Source organism: Nonomuraea sp. NPDC050680 (assembly GCF_040654555.1).
Taxonomy (GTDB): domain Bacteria; phylum Actinomycetota; class Actinomycetes; order Streptosporangiales; family Streptosporangiaceae; genus Nonomuraea.
The window spans coordinates 657,323-678,610 of the sequence record NZ_JBFAIF010000003.1; the positions used below are offsets into that span (position 1 = coordinate 657,323).

Sequence of the window (21,288 nt, forward strand, 5' to 3'; positions counted from 1 at the left end):
CGATGCTCAGGGCGGAGGGGGTGACCCTCGGGTACGGCCGGACGCCCGTCGTGCACGACGTCACGCTCGACCTCACTGACGGCGGCGTCGGCCTGATCGGGGAGAGCGGCTCGGGCAAGACCACGCTGGCGCGGGCCTTCCTGGGCCTGCTAGCCCCCATGTCCGGAAATATCTTGTACGGCCAGCAAACCCTGAAAAAAGCGGACATGAGGGCGTTCCGCAGAGACGTCCAACCGGTCTTCCAAGCCGAAGCCCTCGACCCCAGGATGCGCGTCGGCGCCTCCATAGCCGAAGCCCTGCCCAGGAACGCCAGACACCGTGTCCCCGAGCTCCTGGACCAGGTCGGCCTCTCCCCGGACCTGGCCACCAGGCGTCCGCACCAGCTCTCCGGCGGCCAGCGGCAGCGCGTGGTCATCGCCAGAGCGCTCGCGGTGGGCCCACGGCTGCTCATCCTCGACGAGCCCACCAGCGCCCTCGACGTGACCGTCCAGGCCAGGATCCTCGACCTGCTGGCCGGCCTCGACACGGAACACCTGCTCATCACGCACAACCTGGCCGTGGTCGGCCGGCTCTGCCGCACCTCGCACGTGCTGTTCGCCGGCCGCGTCGTGGAGTCGGGCCCGACGGCCGACATTCTGGCCCGGCCCGCGCACCCGTACACGCTGGCGCTGCGCGACGCCGTGCCGAAGCTCGGCGGAGAGCCGCCCGTGACCAGGGGCAGGACGGAGGCGCGGCCTGCGGAGACGGGCTGCGCGTTCCGGCTGCGCTGCCCGCTGGCCGCGCCGCAGTGTGCGACGGCGCCCGCGCTCAGGGCGGTCGAGGGCCGCCAGGTGGCCTGTCACCGCGCCGAAGACGTGCTGAGCTGAGAGCGCTTACCTGACGGAGCTGTCCGCCAAGCGGCTCTGCAGGTGTACGCACAGGTCGTCGGAGAGTTTCGACAGCAGCCGCTGCAGCTCGGCCCGGTCCGCCACGGGCCAGTCGGAGATCGCGGCGCCGAACCACTCGACGGTGACGCGCCGGCACCTGGCGGCCGCGTCGGCGCCCTCCTCCGTGAGCGCGATCTGCCAGGCGCGGCCGTCTTCGGGGTCCTTGACCCGGGTGAGCAGCCCGCGCCGCTCCAGCGACGAGACGTGCCGGGTCACGTGCGGGCTCTCCACCTGCAGGCCCTCGGCGATCGCGCCGACCCTGCGCGGCCCGCCCGCGTCGAGCAGGTGGACGAGGATCTGCACGTCGGGCCGGTCGAGCTGGACACCCGCCGCCTCGGTCAGCATGCCGTGGGTCTTGGCGCGGTTGATCGTGGTCACCAACTGCCTGAAGGCCGCCACGGTCTTGCTGAGATCTTCGTCCATCTGTTTGCTTACCTAACTTAGGTATGTATTATCGTCGCTTGGTTACTTACCCAAGTTATCTAAAGGAGCCGTCATGGCGACAGTTGTCGCTCCTCCAACGCGCGAGACGCCGGTCAAGAGCCCGTGGCCCGCGGTGGTCGCGCTCGCGTTCGCGGCCTCCATCGCCGCCTTGCAGAACACGGCCGTGGTCCCCTTGCTTCCCGTGCTCCAGCGCGAGCTGCACACCTCGCTGTCCGCCGTCAGCTGGACGCTCACGCTGAGCCTGCTGGTCGGCGCGGTGTCCACGCCGCTGCTGTCCAGGTTCGGCGACATGTACGGCAGGCGGCCGATGATCCTCGGCGCGCTGGCCCTCCTGGTGATCGGCTCTGTCATCGGGGGACTGGCCACCTCGTTGCCATGGTTGCTCGTGGGCCGGGTCCTGCAGGGATTCGTGGCGGCGCTGGTGCCTCTGGCCATCGGGGTGGTCCGTGACATGCTGCCCAGGCAGCAGCTGGCCACCGGCATCGGGGTGCTCAGCGCCACGATGGGGTTCGGCAGCGGGGGCGGGATGATCCTCGCGGGGCTCGCCTCGGGCGACTACCACGCCGTGTTCTGGATCACCGCCGCGATTACGGTGGTCGCCGCGACGATCGTCGCCTTCCTGGTCCGCGACCAGGCGCCGGGTCGCGGCGGGCGGCCGGACCTGGCCGGGGCGTTCCTGCTGACCGTGTGGCTCGTCGCGCTGCTGCTGGCCATCAGTGAGGGCGGATCGTGGGGATGGGGCTCGCCGGGGGTGCTCGGGCTGTTCGCGGTCGCGGTGGTGGTCGCGGTGGTCTGGGTTGCCGTCGAGCGGCGGGTGGCCGAGCCGCTGGTGCAGATGTCGATGCTGGTGCAGCGCGGCACGGTCGGCGCGACGGTGGCCTCGATGCTGCTCGGGTTCGCCTTCTTCACCGTCATGACGGGCATCTCGGGGTTCACCCAGGCGCCGGCCTCTGGGTTGGGTGCCTCCACTTTGGACGTGGGGTTCTACCTGTTGCCCAGCACGCTGTTCATGCTGGTGATCTCGCTGTTCGCCGGGCGGTTCATGCGCAGGTTCTCGGCCTCGTCGATGGTGGCGGCCGGTGCCGGGGTCGTCGCGCTCGCGGCGGTCTGGCTGGTCTTCGCGCACCGGACCGGGGGTGACATCTACGTGGCGACGTCCCTGCTGGGCATCGGGCTCGGGGTGGGCTACGCGGCCCTCGGCACCATGGCGGTCGAGCACGTCGCCCCGGACAAGACGGCTCTGGCCGCCGGGGTCAACGCGCTGGTACGCATCGTGGGCGGCAGCACAGCGGGCGCGGTCATCGCCGCCGTCCTGGCCGCCCAGCCGGGCGTACTCGGATATCAGTGGATCTTCGGGGTCGCCGCCGTCGCGGGCGGGGTGGCGGCGGCCTTCGCCGCCGTGTTCGGCCTGCTCAACCGCCGCGTGGCGGTCGCGACGGCCTGAGCGCGGCGGCGCAATCGCGGCGCCGTGAGCGCGGCGCTCGTAAGTGCGGCGCCGTGGGGTGACGCGGCCTGGGGGCGCTCAGAGCGCCTTCAGGCCGCTGATCACCTCCAGCAGCACCGTGGCGTCGGGCGCGGGGCGCGGCGGCTCGACCTGGACGAGCTGCTGCGCGTGCAGGTCGCCGACGAGCACCCTGACCACACCGATGGGCAGGTTCAGCTCGGCGGCCACGTCCACGAGCCGGGTCGGTTTCGTGCACTTCTGCATGATGATCAGATGCTCGGGGCCGAGACCCGCCGGCGGCGTCAGGCCGCCGGCCGTGATGATCACCGCGATGAGGTCGATGGCCTTGCTCGCGGGGACGGTCCGGCCCCTGGTCAGTAAGTAGGCGGGGACGATAGGACCAGCGTCCTCGTCCAGCCACCGCTCGTCATTCACTGGGCACCACCCGCATGGGCCGGGCGGCGGGCTCCTTGGCGCGGCTCTCCGGCTCGGCCGGCGGGTCGCTCACGTGTTCTGCCGGGATCAACACGATCGCGGTGGTCCCTCCATATGGTGAACCGCGTAACGTGACGCGGATGTCATGCCTGGCGGCCAGGCGGGAGACGACGAAAAGGCCGAGCTCGTCACTGTCGGCCAGGTCGAACTCCGGTGGGCTGGCCAGGCGCTCGTTGCACTCGGCCAGCTTCTCTTCGCTCATCCCGAGACCGCGGTCCTCCACCTCGAAGACGAAGCCGCGGGCCGCCGCCTCGCCGCGCACGACGACCGTGGTGTGCGGCGGGGAGCTGACGGTGGCGTTCTCGATGAGCTCGGCGATCAAGTGAATCACATCTCCGACGACCGGGCCGGCCAGGCGCTGTCCGGGCATCGGCTCGACGGTGACGCGCTGGTAGTCCTCGACCTCGGCCGCCGCGCCGCGCGCCACGTCGAGCAGCGGCACGGGCTTGCTCCAGCCGCGGCCGGGGGTGGCGCCCGACAGGATGATCAGGCCCTCGGCGTGGCGGCGCATGCGAGTGGTCAGGTGGTCGAGGCGGAACAGGTCGTCGAGGGCGTGCGGATCGGTCGTACGGTGCTGCATGCCCTCGAGCTGGATCCGCTGGCGGTGCAGCAGCGTCTGGCTGCGCCTGGCCAGGTTGCGGAAGACGTGGCCGACACCGTCGCGCAGCTGCGACTGCCCGACCGCGGCCTCCACGGCCGTCTGCTGGACGGTGGAGAACGCCTGGCCGACGTCGGCGATCTCGACGGTCGTGCTCGCCACCGACAGCTCGGGCACCTCGACCGTCTCACCCTTGCGCAGCTTGGCCACCACCTGCGGCAGCCGTTCCTGGGCCACTTCGAGTGCGGCCTGCCGCAGCGCGAGCAGCTCCTTGGACAGCCGCGTGCCCATCCGCAGTGAGAAGGCGATCGACATGATCACCAGGACGAAACACGTCCCCGCCAGCACGAACGACTGGTAGAGCACCGAGTCCGCCACCGGCTCCGACCGCGCGGAGAGCATCGTGCTCGCCTGCATCTGGGCTTCCTGGAACGACTTGGCCAGCGTGTCGGCCGTGGTCAGCCAGGACTTCGGGGCGCCGCCCGCGATGATCTGGTCCTCCATGAGCCGCATCCGCTGGTAGGCGGCCGAGGTGATCAGCGACACCTGCGTGTCGCGCAGGCGCGGGTCGAGCTCGCCGAGCGCCTGGTCGATGAGGAAGCGCCGGTTGCCGACCCACTGGGTGAACAGCCTGCGCTCGGCGACCGAGGTCGGCCCGACCGCGATGGCCTGCTCCCTGGTGAGCAGCTCCTTGGCGTACCCCATGTCGATGACGATGCGCGACTGCTCGTAGATGGGGATGTCGTCGATGAACGCCACCCGCCGGTGCAGCCCGAAGAGCGAGTCGGTCATCGCGTTGTAGGACTCGACCGCGCGCAGGCGGTCGGACAGGCCCGCGTCGATCTCGGCCCTGATCGCGTCCAGCCGGTCCATCTGCGTGAGCACCGAGTCGACCTGGGTCCGGATCGTCTCCGAGGCGTTCATGGACAGGCTGGAAAGTTTCTTGAAGTCCGCGTCGGCCACGTCGGTCTTGGTGCGCTGCGCCGCGGTGGCCGACCGGTCGGCCGAACTCCCCGTACGCAGCAGCTTCACCGAGGCCAGGCGCTCGCGCTGGATCTCGTTGATGAGCTTGTACGCGGGCAGCCGCAGGTTGGTCCAGAGCGTCTTGTACTGGCGCAGTTCCAAGCTCTGGCTGGCGCTGACGGCGGTGATGACTCCCCACAGCACCACCATCGAGGCAAGCGGAACCAGCAGTAGGCCGATGATCTTCATGCGGATCGTTCGGCTACGACCCATGGCACCTCATTCCGGTCGGTCCCCTGCTGGCAACCCCGGACGGGACAAGCCCAGAGAATAGCAATTCGATCTCTGGATTACCTAATTTTTCGGGACTTTTGGACTTTTGGCGGGCATTCGTGCAGTAGGTTTCGGCGTACATCCGTCACAGAGGGAGATGCGTTGCGCCGTCGTCTCGCAGCGGTCGCCGCGCTGGTGCTCTCCATCGCCGCGTGTTCGACCCCTACAGAGGTACGGCAGGCACCGGCCGGAGAGTCGCCGTTCGTCTACGTCCAGAATCTGGACATCATCACCGACTGGGACCCCAGCCGCTCGTACTCCAACGAGATCATCGCCCTGCAGAACATCTACGAGACGCTGACCGTCTGGAACCCGGTGACCAAGAAGTCCAGCCCCCGGCTGGCCACCGCGTGGCGCTCGTCGCCGGACGGCAAGACGTGGACGTTCACGCTGCGGTCGGGAGTCACCTTCCACACCGGCCGGCCCCTGGACGCGCCGGCGGTGAAGGCGTCGATCGAGCGGACCATCAAGAGCGCGACCGGGGCGTCCTACATCTGGGACGCGGTGTCCGGCATCCGGGCCGACGACCCGGAGACCGTGACGTTCACCCTCAAGTACCCGGTTCCGCTGGACCTGGTCGCCTCCTCCGGCTACGCGGCCTACATCTACGACACCCAGGCCGCGCCCGATCTCGGCAAGTGGTTCCAGGAGGGCCGGGACGCGGGCTCGGGGCCGTACACGGTCGCGAGCTGGCGCAAGGGCAAGGAGAAGGAGCTCACGCTCAAGTCCTACGACGGCTACTGGGGCGGCTGGAGCCAGCCCCACTACCGCACGGTCGAGTTCCGCGTCATACCCGACCCCGAGCGGTCCTGGAAGATGCTGGTCCGCGGCGACGTGAGCTTCGTGGACCGCCTCAACCCGCGCCTGTTCGCCAGGGCGTCGGTCACGCCGGGCCTGCGTACGTCCGAGCGGGCGTCGTTCCAGACGATGATGCTGCTGTTCAACACGGCCGCGGGCCCCATGGCCGATGTACGGGTGCGGCGCGCGGTGCAGAAGGCCATCGACTACCAGGGCATCATCCGGGCGCTCAAGGGCGCCGCCTCACCCTCCAGCGGCATCGTTCCGGAAGGACTGCCCGGCCACACCCCGGGACGGGTGCCGAAGCAGGACCTCGTGGAGGCCGCGCGGCAGCTCCAGCTGGCGGGCTACGGCCCCACCGGCCGGCCCCTGCGGCTGCGGCTCACCTACGCCGAGGGCGACAACGACGAGCGACTGCTCGTGACCAGGTTGCAGGCCACGCTCAAGGCGCTCAACGTCACGCTGGACGCGCGGGCGATGCCGTGGAACGCCCAATGGGAGCAGGGCAAGAAGCGCGGCCAGGACATCTTCGTCATGTACTGGTGGCCCGACTACGCCGACGGCTACTCGTGGTTCGGCAACGTCTTCCACAGCGCCGAGCCGCCGGTCTTCAACCTGGCCTATCTGAAGGACAAGCGGACGGACACGCTGCTCGACACGCTGCCCGAGCTCACGGTGACCGACAAGGCCGCCGCCCAGCGAGGCTTCGAGCAGGCCACGAGCCGCGTACTGGACCAGCGGGTCGCCGGGGCGCTGCCGTGGGTGGTCAACTACCAGCGGGCTTATCTTGGCGGCATCCAGAACTATGACGACAACCCGGCGTATCCCGACGTGGTGTTCGTCTACGACCTGCGGCCGGCGGGCTGAGTTGTGTTCATGGCTTCACTTCGTCAGGCGATGCTGCCGCTTGCACGCGGTCGCGCAGTCGTTGCTTGATCTCGTCGGGGGTGTAGGCGCGGCGGCGTCGTTCGGCCCGCGCGATCGCCACCCCGGTGGCCGCGACTCCCGCGACCCCGGCCAATCCGAGTACCTTCCACCAGCGCATGTGCCTAGGCTAGCGGTGTGCTGACTCTCGACGAGGCCGTGAGCCTGACCAGGACCGGCGATCTGTGGGTCTTCCGCGGGCGCTCGGTGCCGGACCGCGCCATCCAGACGATGACCAACAGCCCGATCAACCACGTCGGCATGGCGATCGTCGTCGAGGACCTGCCGCCCATGATGTGGCACGCCGAGCTCGGCAGGTCGCTGCCCGACCTCTGGTCGGGCACCCACCAGCGCGGGGTGCAGCTGCACGACCTGCGCGAGGCGGTCACCGTCTGGGCCAACAGGTACGGCCAGCGCGCCTGGCTCCGCCAGCTCGAACCCGAGGCGAGTCCCGAGATGGAGGACGCGGCCCTGCGCGCGGTGGCCCGGCTCGACGGCACCCCGTTCCCCTCCACCGCGAGATTGGCGGCCCGCTGGGCCAGGGGACGGGTCCCGCAGCTGCGGCGCCGGCTGGGGGAGAGCACGCTGGAGAGCGCCTACTGCGCCGAGATCGTCGCGATCACGTACGAGGAGATGGGGCTGCTGCCCGGCGGGCGCCGGCCCAACTGGTACGACCCGGGCAGGTTCTGGAGCGGCGACTCTCTCGACCTCGTGGGCGAGCACAAGCTGGGCAACGAGATCACGGTGGGCGTCGAGCGGGCCGGCTGACCCGCGTGTTCAGCGGTGCGTTGTAGCGCTGGTTTGCCGCAGAGCGGCGTTCAGCTGTGCGGTGTGGCGCGGGTGCGTCGCAGTGCCAGTGGCAGGGTGGCGGCGACCAGTGCCGCGGTCACGGCGAAGCCCACGGGGTAGCCTGTGTAACCGATGAACAGGCCGAATCCCATCGCGCCGACACCCATCCCCGCGTCGTAGGCGAGGTTCCACAGGGCGCTGACCGGGCCGGCGGGGCCGCGTTCGAGCATCAGCGCCAGCGTGGCGTTCTGCAGCACCCCGAACCCGACGCCGAACAGCGCCATCCCGGCCACCACCGCGACCGGCTCGGCGGCCCAGACCTGGAGGGCGACGCCGACAGCGGTGACGAGGACGCCGGGCACCAGCAGCCGCTGCGAGCCGTGCCCGTCCCCGATCTTGCCCGCCCACCAGCGGGCCAGCGGCGTGCCGATCGACTGGGCGAGCAGCGCGCCCGAGGCCAGCTCCGGCGACCCGGCCAGCGGCAGGAACGTCACCAGCACGCCGACGGCCAGCGTGACGGCGGCGAAGATCAACGTGGGCCGCACCTGACTGCGCAGATCGAACGTCCCGGCGGGCCCGGTGGCAGGGCCGGTAGTGGGCGCCGTGTCGGGCCCGGTGGTGGGCGCGGCGTCGGGTTCTGTGGCGGGTCTGAGGGCGGGCAGTCCGAGTACCGCGACCAGTCCGGCCAGCGGGATCAGGCCGCCCACGACGAGCACCGGGGTGAAGCCGAGCGCTCCGGCCGCCCACAGGCCCAACGGCAGCCCGATGACCGACGGTACGCCCACCGCCACGCCGTACAGGCCCAGTCCCTCGCCACGCCGTTCGGTGGGCACCAGCTCGGCGGCCAGCGCGGTGCCCGCGACGACCAGGATGCCGAGCCCGCCGCCGCGCAGCAGCGCCACGCCGAGGACCAACGGCAACCCCGCGGACAGGGGGAGCAGCAAGGCGGGCAGGCCGAGCAGCACCAGACCGAGCGCCAGCACGGCGCGGTAGCCGTACCTCGCCAGCAGCCACGGGACGGCCAGCTCCAGCAGGACCGTGGACAGCATCATGACGCCGGTCGTCAGCCCCACACCGGACTCGCCCGCGCCGCCTGAGGCGGCGTAGAGCGGCATGGTCGCGAACAGCAGGTAGAACCCGAGCAGCCCACCGGCCGCGGCGGCCATGGTCATGAGCAATGGGCGGGTGAGCAGCGAGCCAGAAGGGACGGGGCGGGTCAACATGACGTAAACGGTGCCGGAGGCGCGTCCTAGGCACATCCGGCATGATGCGTAGCCGCCTCTTCATCTGAATGGTGGCGCGGAGACCCGGTCCTTCGGGGCAGGGAGGAAGTGTCGATCTTCCTTTCGAAAACAGTATGGAAAGGCTCGGTCGCGTTCGGTAATATGTGCGGTGGGTGAGGGTGCTGTGACAGGAGGTGCGCGATGGCGATCCGCCGCTCCGCCGTCAAACGCAACGGCCTGCCCGCGATCGTGCAACTGCGGCTCACGCCCACCCCGGCCCAGGCCGAGGCGCTGGCTGGGGCGGTGCTGTTGTGTAATCAGGCGGCCACCATTGTCTCCCGCCTGGCGTGGCAGCGCCGCGTCTTCGCGGCGGTGGAGTTGCACCGGGTGGCCTACTACGAGGTGCGGGCGCAGGTGGCCGGGCTGGGCGCGCAAGCGGCGGTGCGGGCGATCGCCCGGGTCGCCGCCGCTTACGCCAACCGGCGCGCCACCAAGAAACGCGCTCATGTGTTCCGCCCGCACGGCGCCATCCCCTACGACGCCCGGTTGATGAGCTGGAATCGTGACGCCCGGACGGTGTCGTTGTGGACCCCCACCGGCCGCGTCACCGTCTCCTACGCTGGTCGGCCGGAAGACCTCAAGGCCGTGGATGCGCTGCCGCTCGGCGAGGCGGACCTGATCTGCCGGCGCGGCGTGTGGTTGCTGCACGTCGCGCTCACTCTGCCGAAGCCGGTGGTGTGTGAGCCGGTCGGCGGCTTCGTCGGGGTGGATCAAGGAGTAGCCAACCTGGCAGTCACCAGCGACGGCGCGGTGTTGCCCGGCCCGGCTCTGCCGGGGCCGGTCGGCGGTAACGGCCACGTCCGCACCTTGCGGGAGCGGCGGCATCGCCAACGCCGGCGCCTGCAGAAGAAGGGGACGTCCGCGGCGCGGCGGGTGCTGCGCCGCCTGTCCGGGCGTGAACACCGGATGATGACCGACCTCAACCACCAAATCTCGAAGTTCGTGGTGCGCGAAGCCGAACGCACCGGCCGCGGCATCGCACTGGAGGATCTGCAGGGCATCCGCGGGCGGGTAAGGGCTCATCGGTTCCAGCGGCGCACCCTGCACAACTGGGCCTTCGCCCAGCAGATCACCTTCACCCGCTACAAGGCCGCCCGAGCCGGAGTCGCCTTCCTGCTGGTCGACCCCGCGTATACGTCGCAGGCGTGTCCGGACTGCGGGCACATCAGTAGGGCGAATCGGCCGGCGCGGGGCCGGTTCGTCTGCACCAGGTGTGGCCTCGCTGGGCACGCCGACCACATCGCGGCCCGCAACATCGCCACACGCGGCGTAGCGGGCTGGGCTGCCATCAACCAGCCACACGCTACCGGCCTCCCTTCAGCCAGACGGGACCGTGAGAGCAAACCACCAGCGTCAACAGGTGGTAGTTGACAAGATGAGCGGTGTGTTCGTCGGACGCCAGAAGCAGCTCGCCGCGCTGGCGGCCGCCCTGGAGCGCACACCGGGCGCGGTGCTCGTCGTCGGAGAGGCGGGCATCGGCAAATCGGCCCTGGTTCGCGAGTTCGCGCGCGGCGTCGACGCGCTGGTGGCCGAGGGCGGCGCCGACCCGGGGACGGCCCTTCAGACGGCGGCCGCGCACGGCCTTCAGACGGCCGCGCACGATGTTCGGGTGGGCGGGCATGGTGTTCAGGCGGCCGTGCATGGCGTTCAGGGCGTTCAGGGCGGTATGCCGTATGCGGTGTTCGTGCCGGTGCTGCGCCGCCTGGTCCGGGAGTACGGTGCTGAGCTCGTTCCCGGCGGTGGCCGGAAGGGGCTGGCTCGGCTGCTGCCCGAGCTCGGCGAGCTGGAGGAACACCCGGAGCTGGGGCGGGCCCGGCTGTTCGAGGAGGTGCTGTTGCTGGTCGAGCGGGCGGCCGAGCGGCGGCCCGTGGTCCTCGTACTGGAAGATCTGCACTGGGCCGACCAGGCCACTCGCGACCTGCTGGTGTTCCTGCTGCGTAACCTGACGCGGCCCGGTGTGCTGGTGATCGCGACTTCGCGCGAGCCGCTGCGCCTGCCCATGGCCGAGGTTCTCAAGGTTCCGCCGCTGGGCCGCGACGAGGTGGCGCGCATGCTCGGCGGCAGCGAGGGTGAGCAGGTCGCGCCGCTCGGGCGTACTGACGGCGAGCAGGCAGCATCGCTCGGGCGTACTGACGGAGGGCGGCCCGCGCCGCTCGGACGTGCCGACATCGACCGGATCGTGGCGCGTAGTGAGGGCAACCCGCTGTTCGTGGAGGCGCTGGCCGACGCGGGCACCGCCGCCACGCCCGCGTCGCTGCGCGAGCTACTGCTCGCCGGAGCCGAGCGGCTCGGCCGGGCCAGCTTGGACGTGTTGCGGATCGCCGCCGTGTCGTCGTCGGTGTCGCCCTCATATGGAGGGAGCAGGACGCCGCACGAGGTGCTGCGGGCCGTGGCGGGGCTGGACGACCTGGCGCTCGACGAGGCGCTGCGGCCGGTCGTCCGGGCTCGGCTGCTGCTGGTGGACGGGGACGGCTACGTGTTCAGGCACACCTTGATCCGGGACGCCGTCTACGACGACCTACTGCCGGGAGAGCGCATCCGGCTGCACACCCGCTGTGCCGAGGCGCGGCCCGAGCTGGCCGCCGACCACTGGTACGCGGCGGGCGACCGGCGCCGCGCCTTCGAGGCGGCCTGGCGGGCGGGCCGGTGGGAGCGCGTACTGGAGCTGTGGGATCGGCCCGGCCTGCCCGACGGCGGTGTGGAACTGCGGGGTCGGTCCGACTCGCCTGATGACGCTGTGGAACAGTTCGACCCGTCCGATGGCGGTATGGATCACGCGGCGGTGCTGGAGCTGGCCGCCAAGGACGCGCTGCACGCCGGTGACGCCGAGCGGGCAGAGGAGCTCGCGAGCCGGGCGCTCGACGAGGTGCGCGACCCGCTGCGCGCCGCCCACCTGCTGGAGCTGCGGGTGGCGATCCGCGACCTGCTCGGCGAGGAGGGGCTGGCGGACCTGCGTGAGGCGATCCGGCTGGCGCCGCGCGAGGCCCGGCTGATCGGCGCCCTGGCCAACACGCTGGCCTGGAACGGCCAGGACGCCGAGGCCCGTGCCCACGCCGAGGACGCGCTGGCGCTCGGCGACGCCAGGTCCCTCGTCACGCTGGCCGCACTCACCGCGCTCGAAGGCGACCTGGCGACCGCGTCGAGACTGCACGCCGAGGCGCGGGCCGCCGCGCCCGACGACGACACGGTGCTGGCCGCGTACGCCGGCGAGGCCGACGTGCTGGAGGCGGCGGGCGAGCACGCCCGAGCGGAGGCGGTCGCGCGCCGGGGAATGGCGCAGGCCAAGCGCCTGGGCATGGCCCGCTCGCGCGGCGCCCACATCGCCGCGAACCTGGCCGAACCCCTGGCCTCGCTCGGCCGCTGGAAGGAGGCGCGCGAGGTCATCGACGCGGCCCTGGCGCTCGACCCGCCGCCGATCCACCGGGCCTGGCTGCTGATGGTGCTCGGCACGGTCGCGGTGTGGGAGGGCTCGCTGGGGGAGGCGGCCGACGTTCTGGATCGGGCCAGGCCGCTGATGCGCGGGCGCTCGCGCGGCTACGACTCGTGCCTGGAGCCGGACCTGCTCGAAGGCAGGCTCGCCGTCGCCGCCGGTGACGTGGAGCGGGCCGGGCGGCTGGCCGACCACGTGCTGTCCGCGCACGACCTGACGCTCAGCCGCCGCTACGCCTGGCCGCTGCTGGTGATCGCCGCGCGTACGGGCCGGGTGCGCCGGGCGCCCGCGGGCATGGAGACGACGGGGCGGGTTCAGGAGGCGTACCGGGCGACGTTCGAGGCCGAGTGCGGTGGCTCGTGGGTGGCCGCCGTGGCCGCCTGGCGGACGGTCGGCCAGCCGTACGCGCTGGGACAGGCCCTGGTCAGGGCGGCCGAGCAGGATCCGGGGACGGCACGCGAGCTGTTGCGTGAGGCCGCCGCCATCGCCGAGCGGCTGGGCTCGGCGCCGTTGCGGCAGGAGGTGGAGGCGGCGGCGGCCAGCGGCAAGGTGCGTCTGACGGCCGATCCGGGGTTGTCGGCGCGGGAGCTGGAGGTGCTGGAGCTGGTGGCCGAGGGGCTGAGCAACAGGCAGATCGCCGAGCGGCTGTTCATCTCGGCCAGGACCTCGGGCGTCCATGTGTCCAACATCATGGCCAAGCTCGGCGTGGCCTCCCGGGTCGAGGCGGCGGCACTGGCCCGCCGTACCGGGCTCCTTTAGCCTTGTCGTCGGCGTCCGATCGTGGCTAGCCGCCGCGCTCCGGGCCACGTCACAGTGGGTCGGTGATGAATGCTGACAATCTGTACGCGGTGCTCAGGAGCCGCGACCGGCGCTTCGACGGGCGGTTCTTCGTCGGGGTCGCCACCACGGGCGTCTACTGCCGGCCGAGCTGCCCGGCGGTCATGCCCAAGCAGGAGAACCTGCGGCTCTACCCCTCGGCGGCGGCCGCCCAGCAGGCGGGCCACCGGGCCTGCAAGCGCTGCCGTCCCGACGCGGCGCCCGGCTCGCCCGACTGGAACCTGCGGGCCGACGTGGCCGGCCGGGCGATGCGGCTGATCGCCGACGGGCTGGTGGACCGGGAGGGCGTCTCGGGGCTGGCCGCCCGGCTCGGCTACAGCGAGCGGCAGTTGCACCGGCTCCTGCTGGCCGAGCTGGGCGCCGGGCCGCAGGCGCTGGCCAGGGCGCAGCGGGCGCAGACCGCGCGGGTCCTGCTGGAGTCGACGGGGCTGGGGGCGGGGGAGGTGGCGTTCGCGGCGGGGTTCGCGAGCATCAGGCAGTTCAACCAGACGATCAGGCAGCTGTACGGGCTGACGCCGACCGAGCTGCGGTCGCGCACTTTTGGGCACCCTTCGACCGAGCGGGGCTCCGGGGAAGGCTCGCGGGCTGTCCGGGTCGAGGTGCGGCTGGCCTACCGGCCGCCGCTGGACGCGGAGGCGCTGTTCGGCTACCTGGCCGCGCGGGCCGTGCCCGGCGTCGAGGAGGGCGGGGCCGGGTTCTACCGAAGATCGCTGCGCCTGCCGTACGGGACAGCCGTGGTGGGCGTGACGGACGGCGGCGATCACATGCGGTGCGAGCTGCTGCTGGCGGACGTCAGGGACCTGGCCGTCGCGGTGCGGCGGTGCCGGGTGCTGCTCGACCTCGACGCCGACCCGCGCGAGATCGAGGAGGTGCTCGGCGCGGATCCGGTGCTCGCCCCGCTGGTCACGGCCCGTCCGGGGCTGCGCGCGCCGGGCCACGTGGACCCGGCCGAGCTGGCCGTACGCGCGGTGTGCGGGCCAGGGGGGGGAGCTGGCGGCACTGGTCGAGCGCTTCGGTGAGCCGCTCGGCAGCCCGGCCGGAGCGGTGACCCACCTGTTCCCGCCGACGGCGGCGCTGGCCGAGGTCGCCCCGATCGCCGAGGCGCTGGTCACCGGGCGGCTCACGCTCGATCCTGGCGCCGATCGGGACGAGGCCGAGCGACAGCTGCGCGCCGTACCCGGCGTGGACGAGCGGACCGCCGCCTACATCCGCATGCGCGCCCTCGCCGACCCCGACGTCTTCCTGCCCACCCCGCAGGTACGGCAGGCGCCCGCGAGCTGGCGCCCCTGGCGCTCCTACGCCCTGCACCACCTGTGGGCCGCGGCGTGACGCTCACCGTTCTGGCCGCGCGGGACTTCCGCAGGCTGTGGATCGGCTCGTCCATCTCGCTGATCGGCGACGGCATGACGCTCGTGGCCCTGTCCTGGCTGGTGCTCAACGGGCCGGGCGGTGTCGGCGCGCTCAGCCTGCTGGCCGCCTGCTACACCGCTCCGGTGCTGGCCGGCGGGCTGGCCGTGGGCCCGCTGCTCGACCGCTTCGACAAGCGGCACGTGCTGGCCGCCGACAGCCTGATCAGGGGTGTCGCGGTGGCCACCGTGCCGCTGACGGCCGTGCTGGGCGGCGTATCGGGCTGGCTGCCGTTCGTCGTGGCGGCCCTGCACGGCCTGCTCAAGATGGTGCCCATGGCCGGTGTGCCCGCCGCCATCCCGGACCTCGTCGAGCCGGACGCGCTCGACAAGGCCAACGCGCTGGAGTCCCTGGCGTACGCCGTGTCCGGAATCGTGGGCTACGCCCTGGCCGGGACGTTGATCGAGGCCATCGGCGCGGTGAACGTCCTCGCTCTCGACGCGGCCAGCTACCTGTGCTTCGCCGTTGCCGCGCTGCTGGTCCGCACGCCACTGCGGCCGCACGCGACGCCGGAGACAGGCCGGCCGCGCCTGGGCCACCTCCTGCGCGATCGGGCGCTGGTGCGCACGACGCTGGCGTTCATGGCGTTCAACATCGCCGAGGGCGCCCTGGTGCTGGTCGCCGGGCCGTGGCTGGCCAAGGATCAGTTGCCCGGCGGCCCGGCCACGCTGGCGCTGCTGCTGAGCGCCCTGTCGGCGGGTGAGCTGGCGGGCGGTTTCCTGGCCGGGTCGTGGAAGCCGGGCGTCAGCCGGATGCGGGCGATGAAGCCGGGCGTCAGCCGGATACGGGCGATGAAGCCGAGTGTCAGCCGGATGCGGGCGATCGGGCTGGCGCAGCTCGTGGCGGCGGCCGGATTCCTGGCGCTGCTGGCCGTACCCGATCGGTGGGTGCTCGCGGCCGGGTTCCTGCTGATCGGGGCGGCGGGCGTGGTGATGACCATCTGGGCCCAGTCGCTGCGCATGGAGCTGATCCCGCCCGCCCTGCGCGGCCGCGCGTTCAGCGTGCTCCGTACGCTGATGCAGGCCACACCGCCGGTCGGCGCCGCCGCAGTGGCCCCTCTCCTGGCCGGCGGGAACCTCACGCTGACCGCCGTCCTCATGGCCGCTCTGGCCGGGCTGCCCGCTCTCCTCCTGCTCCTGCCGCGCGACTGAGCCGGACCCGCCGGACCCGCCGGACCCGGGTCGGACGGCTTTCAGCGGCGGCGGCGCAGGCCCCATGCGGCCAGCACCGCGATTCCGGCGGCGGTCAGGCTCACCGCGCGGGTGAGGCGTACTGCCCGCCAGACGTCCGCGGGCTCGGGCTTGGGGCCGTCGCCCATGGTCGGCCGGTGCTCGGTTCTGCCGCCGTAGACGTTCGTGCCGCCCAGCGTGAGGTCGAGCGCACCGGCGAACGCGGCCTCGCACCTGCCCGCGTTGGGGCTGGGATGGCGGTGCCCGTCTCTTCGCAGTACGGCCAGCGCCTGAGCCCGGTTCGGGGCGACGAGTACGGTGATCAGCCCCGTGAGCCGGGCCGGCAGGTAGTTGGCCACGTCGTCGAGCCTGGCCGCCGCCCACCCGAAACGTTCGTAGCGGGGGGAGTGGTGGCCGATCATCGCATCCAGCGTGTTGATCGCCCGGTAGGCCAGCAGCCCCGGCACGCCCGCCACGGCGCCCCAGAAGAGCGGGGCCACGACGGCGTCGGAGGCGTTCTCGGCCAGCGACTCGACGGTGGCCCTGGCGATCTCGGGCGCCTCCAGCGCGGCGGGGTCGCGGCCGCACAGGTGGGGGAGGCGGGCGCGGGCCCTGGTCAGGTCGTCCTCCTCCAGCGCCACGGCCAGGTAGGCGCCCTCGCGGGCCAGCGTGGTGCCGCCGAGCACCGCCCAGGTGGCGACGGCCGTCAACGCCGTACGGACGACGGGGTTCGCGACGCGCTCGGCGAGCACGCCCAGGCCCGTGGCCGCGCCCGCGCAGAGGGCGACGTGGACGACGCCGTTCGGCCTGGCGTCGCCGTAGAGGGCCCGCTCCAGCCTGGTGGCGGCGCGGCCGAACAGCGCGACCGGGTGGGCCGCGCGCGGGTCGCCGATGACGGCGTCGAGCGCCACTCCCAACGCGATGCCCACCGGCCTGGAGGTGTCTTCGGTTGGGTGGGACTTAGCTGACCAAATGCGCATGGAGCTTATCTTCGTGCTTGTCCAGCCAGGCGGCCGCCCGGCGGATGCGCTCGCCCGCGCCGCCCGCCCACATCCTGGCCCAGCTCCCGCCCGTCGCCGCCCGGTCGCGCATGACCGTGTACGAGCGCTGGAACCGGAGCCTGGACAGCTCCAGCAGCCGGCGGCGATCGCGCGGCGGCACCCCGTACGCGTCGCAGAACAGGCGCAGCCGCGCCCCCACATCCAGCCCACGCTGGAGCGGCGCCAGGTCGACCGGGTCGCCTATGGGCGCCCAGTGCCTGAGCGTCGTGACGACGTCGAACAGCCGGGTCGTCGGCCGAGCCAGATCGAAGTCGATCAGCGCCCGGGGCCTTCCGTCGCGAAATATCACGTTTTGAACGGTTAAATCGCAGTGCCCGATGACCTCTGGGGCGGCGTCGTCGTTCGAACCGCCCTCCCATCCGTCGCGGGTGAGCGGGAAGCCCTCCGTCGCGTCGTGGAAGTCGCGCAGCAGCTCGGCCAGCCGTACCAGGGCCTCGTCGGTGACCGTCACCAGGCCGAGCCCGGTCGTACCCGGAACATAGGTGAGGACCTCGCGCCCGAGCCCGTCCATGCCCACGACGCGCGGCGCGCCCTCGAACCCGGCGGCTTCCAGGTGGCGGAGCAGGGCGTGCACGGCGGGCGTCGACGGGCCTGCCGGTCTACGGACGGTGTCACCGACCCGGACCACCCCGTCTGTCACGTCCCCGCCCTGCAAGGGGATCTCGTGCAGGAGCGTCGCGACCATGCCCAGAAAGCTTAGACCCTTTTGCACCCCTCCCGCCTGGCGTTTAGCGTGCCTACTGCCTGGCGTTTTACCGTGTCGCGACTCTGTGACGCGCACGCGCCCCCTAGCCTGAAGCCTCATGCCGATCATGCTGTCGTTCGCGGCATTCCTGATGACGCTGCTCGGCGGGCTGGTCGCGCATCGGGTCAGGGAACGCCGTCACCTCGTCCTCGGCGCCGCCGCCGGCGTCATGCTGGGCGTGGTGGCGTTCGACCTGCTGCCGGAGGCGCTCTCCCGCGACCCGGCCCAGCTCGGTGGGGTGCCGGTGCCGATGCTCATGTTCGCGCTGGCGTTCCTGGGCATCCACAGCGTCGAACGCTCCATGGGCATCCACGACGCCCACGAAGGCGACTACGCCTCACACCGCCACTCGCACGCGGGCGTCGGCCTCGTCGCCGGCGCCGCGCTCGTCGTCCACAGCTTCCTCGACGGCGCCGCGATCGGCGCCGCCTTCCAGACTGACACCACGCTCGCGGTCGCGGTCGCGATCGGCGTCATCGCGCACGACTTCACGGACGGGTTCAACACGTACACGATCACTTCCCTGTACGGGAACGCGCGCCGCCGGGCGCTGATTCTGCTGGGTCTGGATGCTCTGGCGCCGGTGACGGGGGCTACCTTGACGTCTCTGATCGCGATACCGGCGGGGGTGCTGGGGGCGTATCTGGGGATGTTCGCCGGGTTTCTGCTGTACTTGGCGACGTCGGACATCCTGCCCGAGGCCCACACCACCAGCCGCGCGGCGGGTCCGACGCTGCTGGCCACGGTGGCGGGGGCGGCGTTCATGTGGGTGGTGATCGCACTGACGGACTGACGCGCTCGCGCCGTTTGTGGTCCGCTACGGGCGGCATGGCAGCTACCGGCAGTCGGCACCGAGGTCTGGTGGCGTTCGGCGGCATCGAGGTCTGGTGGCGTTCGGCGGCATCGAGGTCTGGTGGCGTTCGGCGGTGCTGAGATTTAGTGACGTTCGGCGGTGCTGAGGTACCGGCGTACCATCTCCACGCTCTTCCACCCGGTGATCCGCATCAGGTCGAGCGGGTCGCCGCCCTTCTCCAGGTAGCCGTCGGCCATCGTCTGCCGGAACCGGTGCGGATGCAGCCGCCCCGGGATCCCCGCCTCCCGACCCCGCCGTTCCAGCATCTGCTGTATGCCCGTCGCGGTCAGCCGCCGCTGCCCACCCTCGGCTGTGATGCCGCGTACCGGAAGCCAGAGCCAGGGCGACGCCGCGTGCGGATGCCGCGCACGGGCCCGCAGATACCGATCGATCGCCGCGGCGGTCTTCGGCCCGATCGGCACCAGATGCGCGTCGTCGCCCTTACGGACGATCCGCAGCAGCCGCCGATCCAACCACACATCCCCGACCCGCCCGGTTTGAGTACTGTCCCGCTGATCATCGGTAGGACCGTGCCGGAGCCCGGCCAGCCAGGACAGCCGCATCCCGTTGTCCATGAGCACCCGCACGATCGCGTTATCCCGACGATCCACCCAAGACCCCCCGGAACACACCTCCAGCAACGCCTCAAGCTCCCGATCAGCCAGCAACTCGACCGTCCGACTGGCCCCCTTCGGCGGATCGATCCCGTCCATGGGCGTCCCCGCGATCCGCTCCTCTTCCGCGATCAGCCAGTTGAAGAACACCCGCAGGTTGCGAAAATGCTTGCGCGCGTTCCCCGAACTGGTCGCGGCCGTACTGGCATCGAGAAACGCGCGCACGTTCGCGGCGTCGACCGCCTCCACCTCCACGGGCAACCCGCGCTCGGAGAGAAACCGGGCCAGGACGCGTACGCTGTCGAGGTAACTCCGGATCGTTCCGGGTGACTTGTCAGCCGCCTGTAGGGACAATTCCCAGGAGGACACCATGTCGAGCAGGGGAGGCGAAGGGGGCATCTGTCTTCGGGATCGCGCCATGGCCTCTCCAAATCCGATACTGTTCGATCGGCGTATGATTATGCTACCGTCTCTCCTGGTCGGCTGACGTGCTGGTCAGAGGCTAATTCGAGCGCCCTTAGCTCAGCTGGATAGAGCATCGGACTTCTAATCCGACGGTCGCAGGTTCGAATCCTGCAGGGCGCGCTTTGATCATGCTCTGACCTGCGGTTTTGTGGGATCGGACTCGTTCTAGAATTTTCGTCTAGCGGTTGCGTGCTCCCTGCGTGCTCGCCCGCACCAACCCCGCACACACCATGATCCATTCGCCATCTCCGGCTGCTGCGGTGAGAGCAGCGGCCCCGCCTCGCCGCGAGCAGGCGGCGAACGCGGGGCCGAATGCTTAATCCGACTGTCAGCTCCTCAGCGAGATGACTTGCCCGGGCTGGGCCTGGTCTTCCTTGCCGAACAGCAGAGCCGCGGTCTTCTCGGCCGCGGCCGTGGCGACCTGCGGGTAGACGGATGTGTAGGTGTCGGCGGTGAATGCGCTGGAGGTGTGGCCCAGGGTCTCCTGCACTTGCGGGTGCCGATTAATCATCCGGCCAGGTCAAGCTGCATGCCGATACTCCTTCAGGATGCCTCCAAGTCGATCACGTCGATGGATGTCGAGCGCCGTGATCTGGGCTGGGGCGGCGTTGGGAATGGGAAGCGGCCGGAGCGGAGCTGCCTGGCGGAGAGCCCGATGCGCCCGGTGTCCGTTGTAGAAGGTTTCGAACTCGCGCAGCGCGTGCAGAAGGTGGTGCTGGTTCCAGATCAACGTCCGGTCCAGCAGTTCGCGTCGGCAGGTCTGAATCCAGCGCTCCATGATGGAGTTCATTCGCGGTATCCGGACACCGCTTTTGACGATGCGTATTCCGGCATCGGCCAGCACCGCGTCGAAGGCCGCGGCGAACTTGGCGTCCCGGTCACGGATGAGGAGCTTGGCCGAGCTACCCACGTCTTGCAGGTCCATGGCGAGGTTGCGGCCGAGTTGGGTGACCCACTGGCCGGTAGGGTGCGCGGTGACGCCGAGGACGCGGATGCGGCGGGTGGCGTGCTCGATGACCGCTAGAACGTACAGGCGGGCGCCGGTGAGGGTGCGGACTTCGAAGAAGTCGCACGCCAGCAAGGCATTTGCCTGGCTGCGCAGGAAGGTGGCCCAGGTTGTGGTGGTCCGTTCGGGAGCCGGGTCGATGCCGTGTGCTTTGAGGATCTCCCACACGGTGGAGGCAGCGACCTTGATGCTGAGCGCGGCCAGTTCACCGTGAATGCGCCGGTAGCCCCACGAGGCGTTTTCACGTGCCAGTCGCAACACCAGCAACTGTATGGACCGGATGGTACGCGGACGTCCGCGCCCGCGAGGCGCGCTGGCAGCGGCGTGACGGTGCCGCAGCAGATCGCGGTGCCAGCGTAGGACGGTGTCCGGGCGGACCAGCAACACAAGGTGCCGGAGTCTCTCCGTGGGCAGGCGGTGAAGCAGCCCAGCGAAGAGGTACCGATCAGTCGGCGTGAAGGCAGGCTTGGTCACCTGCCGCTGCAGCACCATCAACTGGTGCCGTAACGCCAGGATTTCGATCTCTTTGTCCCGGTCGGTTCGGGAAAGCAGCCCCAGGAACGAGAAGGTGGTCGTCACCGTGAGGTAGGCCAAGCGCAATAACACGATCGACCATCATGCCGTGCGCGGCGCGCGCGACGGGAGCGGGAGAGAACGCATTACCTCCATGACCTGCACGGATGAATGCTCGGCACCCGCAGGGT

20 protein-coding genes and 1 tRNA gene are annotated in these 21,288 nt (G+C 71.1%); 11 read left to right on the forward strand and 10 right to left on the reverse strand.

The window, feature by feature from the left end:
• Window positions 1-2: 2 nt before the first annotated feature.
• Window positions 3-866 carry an ABC transporter ATP-binding protein gene (locus tag AB0H88_RS14280; protein WP_357644773.1) on the forward strand — a complete coding sequence of 288 codons (864 nt, stop codon included), beginning with the start codon at window positions 3-5 and terminating at the stop codon, window positions 864-866.
• 6 nt (window positions 867-872) lie between these two features.
• Here the strand turns inward: AB0H88_RS14280 and AB0H88_RS14285 are convergent, their stop codons facing one another.
• Entirely contained in the window at window positions 873-1,349 is a 477-nt protein-coding gene (locus tag AB0H88_RS14285; RefSeq protein ID WP_357644251.1) for a MarR family winged helix-turn-helix transcriptional regulator, read from the reverse strand.
• A gap of 73 nt (window positions 1,350-1,422) precedes the next feature.
• Here AB0H88_RS14285 and AB0H88_RS14290 point away from each other — a divergent pair, with 73 nt between their 5' ends.
• On the forward strand, window positions 1,423-2,814 hold the full coding sequence (locus AB0H88_RS14290; RefSeq protein WP_357644253.1) for an MFS transporter: 1,392 nt from the start codon (window positions 1,423-1,425) through the stop codon (window positions 2,812-2,814).
• 78 nt (window positions 2,815-2,892) lie between these two features.
• On the opposite strand, the gene AB0H88_RS14295 is transcribed toward AB0H88_RS14290, so the two are convergent.
• Window positions 2,893-3,249, reverse strand: a complete 357-nt coding sequence (locus tag AB0H88_RS14295) for a DUF742 domain-containing protein (RefSeq protein ID WP_357644254.1) — start codon at window positions 3,247-3,249, stop codon at window positions 2,893-2,895.
• Window positions 3,242-5,143 carry a nitrate- and nitrite sensing domain-containing protein gene (locus AB0H88_RS14300; protein ID WP_357644256.1) on the reverse strand — a complete coding sequence of 634 codons (1,902 nt, stop codon included), beginning with the start codon at window positions 5,141-5,143 and terminating at the stop codon, window positions 3,242-3,244. Before AB0H88_RS14300 ends, AB0H88_RS14295 begins: the two co-directional genes overlap by 8 nt.
• Window positions 5,144-5,305: 162 nt before the next feature.
• Here AB0H88_RS14300 and AB0H88_RS14305 point away from each other — a divergent pair, with 162 nt between their 5' ends.
• Window positions 5,306-6,868 carry an ABC transporter substrate-binding protein gene (locus AB0H88_RS14305; protein WP_357644258.1) on the forward strand — a complete coding sequence of 521 codons (1,563 nt, stop codon included), beginning with the start codon at window positions 5,306-5,308 and terminating at the stop codon, window positions 6,866-6,868.
• 7 nt (window positions 6,869-6,875) lie between these two features.
• Here the strand turns inward: AB0H88_RS14305 and AB0H88_RS14310 are convergent, their stop codons facing one another.
• A complete protein-coding gene (locus AB0H88_RS14310; protein ID WP_357644260.1) occupies window positions 6,876-7,046 on the reverse strand; it encodes a hypothetical protein in 171 nt (56 codons plus the stop codon).
• Window positions 7,047-7,066: 20 nt separating this feature from the next.
• On the opposite strand from AB0H88_RS14310, the gene AB0H88_RS14315 reads away from it, so the two are divergent.
• The gene (locus AB0H88_RS14315) at window positions 7,067-7,693 is read left to right on the forward strand and encodes a hypothetical protein (RefSeq protein ID WP_357644775.1); all 627 of its coding nucleotides are present in this window, start codon (window positions 7,067-7,069) and stop codon (window positions 7,691-7,693) included.
• Between the two features lie 50 nt (window positions 7,694-7,743).
• On the opposite strand, the gene AB0H88_RS14320 is transcribed toward AB0H88_RS14315, so the two are convergent.
• A complete protein-coding gene (locus tag AB0H88_RS14320; RefSeq protein ID WP_357644262.1) occupies window positions 7,744-8,937 on the reverse strand; it encodes an MFS transporter in 1,194 nt (397 codons plus the stop codon).
• A 201-nt stretch (window positions 8,938-9,138) separates the two neighbouring features.
• Here AB0H88_RS14320 and AB0H88_RS14325 point away from each other — a divergent pair, with 201 nt between their 5' ends.
• The 5 genes from AB0H88_RS14325 (at window position 9,139) to AB0H88_RS14345 (ending at window position 15,822) form a co-directional block, all read left to right on the forward strand.
• The gene (locus AB0H88_RS14325) at window positions 9,139-10,368 is read left to right on the forward strand and encodes a transposase (protein ID WP_357644264.1); all 1,230 of its coding nucleotides are present in this window, start codon (window positions 9,139-9,141) and stop codon (window positions 10,366-10,368) included.
• Window positions 10,358-13,186, forward strand: coding sequence for an AAA family ATPase (locus AB0H88_RS14330; RefSeq protein ID WP_357644265.1), 2,829 nt, complete (start codon window positions 10,358-10,360; stop codon window positions 13,184-13,186). The genes AB0H88_RS14325 and AB0H88_RS14330 overlap by 11 nt, the downstream gene beginning before the upstream one ends.
• A 65-nt stretch (window positions 13,187-13,251) precedes the next feature.
• Complete coding sequence (locus AB0H88_RS14335; RefSeq protein ID WP_357644267.1) at window positions 13,252-14,283, forward strand: AlkA N-terminal domain-containing protein; 1,032 nt, start codon at window positions 13,252-13,254, stop codon at window positions 14,281-14,283.
• Window positions 14,284-14,308: 25 nt separating this feature from the next.
• On the forward strand, window positions 14,309-14,593 hold the full coding sequence (locus AB0H88_RS14340; protein WP_357644269.1) for a hypothetical protein: 285 nt from the start codon (window positions 14,309-14,311) through the stop codon (window positions 14,591-14,593).
• On the forward strand, window positions 14,590-15,822 hold the full coding sequence (locus tag AB0H88_RS14345; RefSeq protein WP_357644271.1) for an MFS transporter: 1,233 nt from the start codon (window positions 14,590-14,592) through the stop codon (window positions 15,820-15,822). Before AB0H88_RS14340 ends, AB0H88_RS14345 begins: the two co-directional genes overlap by 4 nt.
• A 41-nt stretch (window positions 15,823-15,863) precedes the next feature.
• Here the strand turns inward: AB0H88_RS14345 and AB0H88_RS14350 are convergent, their stop codons facing one another.
• Together AB0H88_RS14350 and AB0H88_RS14355 are read right to left on the reverse strand one after the other, a co-directional pair.
• Window positions 15,864-16,820: a cobalamin biosynthesis protein gene (locus tag AB0H88_RS14350; protein ID WP_357644273.1), complete on the reverse strand. Its 957-nt coding sequence runs from the start codon at window positions 16,818-16,820 to the stop codon at window positions 15,864-15,866.
• Window positions 16,801-17,586, reverse strand: a complete 786-nt coding sequence (locus tag AB0H88_RS14355) for an aminoglycoside phosphotransferase family protein (RefSeq protein WP_357644275.1) — start codon at window positions 17,584-17,586, stop codon at window positions 16,801-16,803. Before AB0H88_RS14355 ends, AB0H88_RS14350 begins: the two co-directional genes overlap by 20 nt.
• Before the next feature lie 118 nt (window positions 17,587-17,704).
• On the opposite strand from AB0H88_RS14355, the gene AB0H88_RS14360 reads away from it, so the two are divergent.
• On the forward strand, window positions 17,705-18,439 hold the full coding sequence (locus tag AB0H88_RS14360; RefSeq protein ID WP_357644277.1) for a ZIP family metal transporter: 735 nt from the start codon (window positions 17,705-17,707) through the stop codon (window positions 18,437-18,439).
• Between the two features lie 143 nt (window positions 18,440-18,582).
• Here the strand turns inward: AB0H88_RS14360 and AB0H88_RS14365 are convergent, their stop codons facing one another.
• On the reverse strand, window positions 18,583-19,533 hold the full coding sequence (locus AB0H88_RS14365) for a tyrosine-type recombinase/integrase (RefSeq protein ID WP_357644279.1): 951 nt from the start codon (window positions 19,531-19,533) through the stop codon (window positions 18,583-18,585).
• A gap of 91 nt (window positions 19,534-19,624) precedes the next feature.
• On the opposite strand from AB0H88_RS14365, the gene AB0H88_RS14370 reads away from it, so the two are divergent.
• A tRNA-Arg gene (locus AB0H88_RS14370) sits at window positions 19,625-19,698 on the forward strand.
• 208 nt (window positions 19,699-19,906) lie between these two features.
• Here the strand turns inward: AB0H88_RS14370 and AB0H88_RS14375 are convergent.
• A complete protein-coding gene (locus AB0H88_RS14375) occupies window positions 19,907-20,089 on the reverse strand; it encodes a hypothetical protein (RefSeq protein WP_357644281.1) in 183 nt (60 codons plus the stop codon).
• A gap of 9 nt (window positions 20,090-20,098) precedes the next feature.
• Window positions 20,099-21,190 carry an integrase core domain-containing protein gene (locus tag AB0H88_RS14380; RefSeq protein ID WP_357644283.1) on the reverse strand — a complete coding sequence of 364 codons (1,092 nt, stop codon included), beginning with the start codon at window positions 21,188-21,190 and terminating at the stop codon, window positions 20,099-20,101.
• Between the last annotated feature and the right edge of the window lie 98 nt (window positions 21,191-21,288).